Here is a 3,107-nt window from a genome sequence, read left to right as displayed (position 1 = left end):
GTACACCACCGCCGCTGCCGGCAGCAGCCGCTCGCGCTGGCTGGCCTTGCCCGTCTCGGCGAGCACCTCGTCGATCAGCGGGCGCGGACACACCGCCGCAAGCACCCCGGCGCTGATCAGGTGCGCCGTGTCAACTCGAGCCGGTAGCGCCTTCCTTGTTCGTGCCATCGATTCCGTCCGTAGTGGAGACGGGACCGGATTGTCGCACAGAATTATCTATCTAAACAGTATTGCGCCTAGGGGCGAGCTACTCTTCTGTTGGCCAGTCGCGGATGTATGCCTTGAGCATCTTGTTCTCGAAGTTCTGGCTGTCGACCACCGCCTTGGCGACGTCGTAGAAGCTGATCACGCCCATCAGCATGCGTTTGTCCATCACCGGCATGTAGCGCGCGTGGCGCTCCAGCATGATGCGACGGATCTCGTCGAGGTCGGTTTCGAGCGTGCAGGTGACGGGATGGTCGTCCATGGCCTTGCGCACCAGGGTGCCGCCGACCTGGCCGCCGTTGGCGACAATGGCGACGATCACTTCGCGGAAGGTCAGCATGCCGACCAGGTCGCCGTGCTCCATGACTACCAGCGAGCCGATGTCCTTGTCGGCCATGACATTGACTGCACTGGCCAGGGGTTCCTCGGGCGTGACCGTGAAGAGGGTGTTGCCCTTCACGCGCAGGATGTCGCTGACTTTCATCTTAATTTGCTCCTCACTTGCTCGGCGGCGTGCCGATTTGAATATAGCCCACAATGGCCGCCCGTCCACCGGCCCGCGAGCGCCGTGCCGTCCGCACGCGTAACCGGGCATTGCAGTATCGATCTCGAAAGGCGCTCATGTCCGGCTACTCCGACCCCGGCTTCGACACGCTGGCATTGCATGCCGGCGCCGCACCCGACCCCGCCACCGGCGCCCGCGCGGTGCCGATCCACCTCACGACCTCCTTCGTTTTCGAGTCCAGCGACCACGCCGCGGCGCTGTTCAACCTCGAGCGCGCGGGCCACGTCTACTCGCGCATCAGCAACCCGACCAACGCCGTGCTCGAGCAGCGCGTGGCGGCGCTCGAAGGCGGCATCGGCGCGATCGCGACCGCCAGCGGCCAGGCGGCGCTGCACCTGTCGATCGCCACGCTGATGGGCGCCGGCTCGCACATCGTCGCCAGCACCGCGCTCTACGGCGGCTCGCAGAACCTTTTGCACTACACGATGCGGCGCTTCGGCATCGACACCACCTTCGTCAAGCCCGGCGACCTCGACGGCTGGCGCGCCGCGATCCGGCCCGAGACCAAGCTGCTGTTCGGCGAGACCGTCGGCAACCCCGGCCTTGACGTGCTCGACATCCCCGCGGTCAGCGAGATCGCGCACGCGGCCAAGGTGCCGCTGCTGGTCGACTCCACCTTGACCTCGCCCTACCTGATCAAGCCCTTCGACTGGGGTGCCGACCTGGTCTACCACTCGGCCACCAAGTTCCTCTCGGGCCATGGCACTGTGATCGGCGGCGTGGTGGTCGACGGCGGCAGCTTCGACTGGGAGCGTTCGGGCAAGTTCGCCGAACTGACCCAGCCCTACGACGGCTTCCACAACATGGTGTTCAGCGAGGAGAGTACGGTCGGCGCCTTCCTGCTGCGGGCGCGGCGCGAAGGGCTGCGCGACTTCGGCGCCTCGATGAGCCCGCACACGGCCTGGCTGATCCTGCAGGGCATCGAGACCCTGCCGCTGCGCATGGAGCGCCACATCGACAACACGCAGAAGGTGGTGGAGTTCCTGGCCGCGCACCCCTTCGTGTCGCGGGTCGGGCATCCGCTGCTCGAATCGCATCCGAGCCATGCGCTGGCAAACAAGCTGCTGCGCCACGGCGCCAAGGGGGCCGGCGCGGTGTTCAGCTTCGACCTCAAGGGCAGCCGCGAGCAAGGCAAGGAGTTTATCGAAGCGCTCAAGCTCTTCAGCCACCTGGCGAACGTTGGCGACTGCCGCAGCCTGGTGATCCACCCGGCCAGCACCACGCACTTCCGAATGACAGACGAGGCACTGGCCGGTGCCGGCATCTCGCAAGGAACGATCCGCCTGTCGATCGGACTCGAGGATCCGGCCGACCTGATCGACGATTTGAAGCGTGCATTGAAGGCGGCGGAAAAGGCCGGTGCGTGACATGAACCCCCACGCTCATCATTTCATGTATTCGCTGCCCCCCGAGGGGGCGCACGCCGCCCTTTGGGCGGCCCGGCGGGAGGCGTGATGGTTCTCGTCGTCAACGGCCACCCCACCTACTGCTACACCGGCGGCAAGCCGCTCGACCCCGCCAAGCCGACGGTGGTCTTCATCCACGGCGTGCTCAACGACCACAGCGTCTGGATCCTGCAGAGCCGCTGGTTCGCCAACCACGGCTGGAACGTGCTGGCGGTCGATCTGCCGGGTCACTGCAAGAGCGAAGGCGCGCCGCCCGCCACGGTCGAGGACGCCGCCGCCTTCATCGTCGCGCTGCTCGACGCCGCGGGCGTCGCCAAGGCCGCGCTGGTCGGCCACAGCTTCGGCTCGCTGATCGCGCTGGAGACGGCGGCGCGCGCCCCGGAGCGCGTCACGCACCTGGCGCTGGTCGGCACCGCCTACCCGATGACGGTGTCGCCGGCCCTGCTCGATCGCGCGCTCAACGATCCGCAGCGCGCGATCACGATGGTCAACACCTTATCGCATTCGCTGCTGGCGCCACCGCCATCTTCGCTCGGTCCCGGCACCTGGCTCTACGGCGGCTCGCGCGCGCTGATGCGCCGCGTGCTCGCGAGCAACCCGAACGCCAATGTGTTCCACATCGGCTTCAAGGCCTGCAACGACTATGCGTACGGCGAGCAGGCGATGGCGAAGCTGCGATGCCCGGTGCTGTTCCTGCTCGGCGAGGCCGACCAGATGACGCCGCCCCGGGCCGCCCGGACGCTGGCGCAGAAGGCGCCCGGCGCCAAGGTCGTCACGGTCAAGGCCGGCCATCAGCTGATGACCGAGGCGCCCGACGAGGTGCTGTTCGCGCTGTGCGACTTCTTGAAATGAAATCGAGCTGGTTTCGTTCTAGGAGAGCTGGGGCGGGATGACGTCGATGGTTCTTTGACCAGCACCACACGGCTTACCCC

Annotated in this window: 4 protein-coding genes; 2 read left to right on the top strand and 2 right to left on the bottom strand. The window is 66.8% G+C overall.

Going from position 1 to position 3,107, the window contains the following annotated elements:
• Together AC1DY5_RS49140 and AC1DY5_RS49135 are read right to left on the bottom strand one after the other, a co-directional pair.
• Nucleotides 1-168: transposase domain-containing protein (locus AC1DY5_RS49140; protein WP_478121586.1), on the bottom strand; the 168-nt coding region annotated here is incomplete at its 3' end.
• Nucleotides 169-247: 79 nt separating this feature from the next.
• Entirely contained in the window at nt 248-688 is a 441-nt protein-coding gene (locus tag AC1DY5_RS49135) for a CBS domain-containing protein (protein WP_478121584.1), read from the bottom strand.
• Between the two features lie 137 nt (nt 689-825).
• Here AC1DY5_RS49135 and AC1DY5_RS49130 point away from each other — a divergent pair, with 137 nt between their 5' ends.
• Nucleotides 826-2,136, top strand: coding sequence for an O-acetylhomoserine aminocarboxypropyltransferase (locus tag AC1DY5_RS49130; protein WP_478121583.1), 1,311 nt, complete (start codon nt 826-828; stop codon nt 2,134-2,136).
• An 87-nt stretch (nt 2,137-2,223) separates the two neighbouring features.
• Nucleotides 2,224-3,027: an alpha/beta fold hydrolase gene (locus AC1DY5_RS49125; RefSeq protein ID WP_478121585.1), complete on the top strand. Its 804-nt coding sequence runs from the start codon at nt 2,224-2,226 to the stop codon at nt 3,025-3,027.
• Nucleotides 3,028-3,107: the final 80 nt, after the last annotated feature.

The sequence above is a fragment of the Variovorax sp. P4_D9 genome, assembly GCF_056401695.1.
The sequence above is the reverse complement of the archived record's forward strand: the minus strand, read 5'-3'. Positions and strand labels throughout refer to the sequence as shown.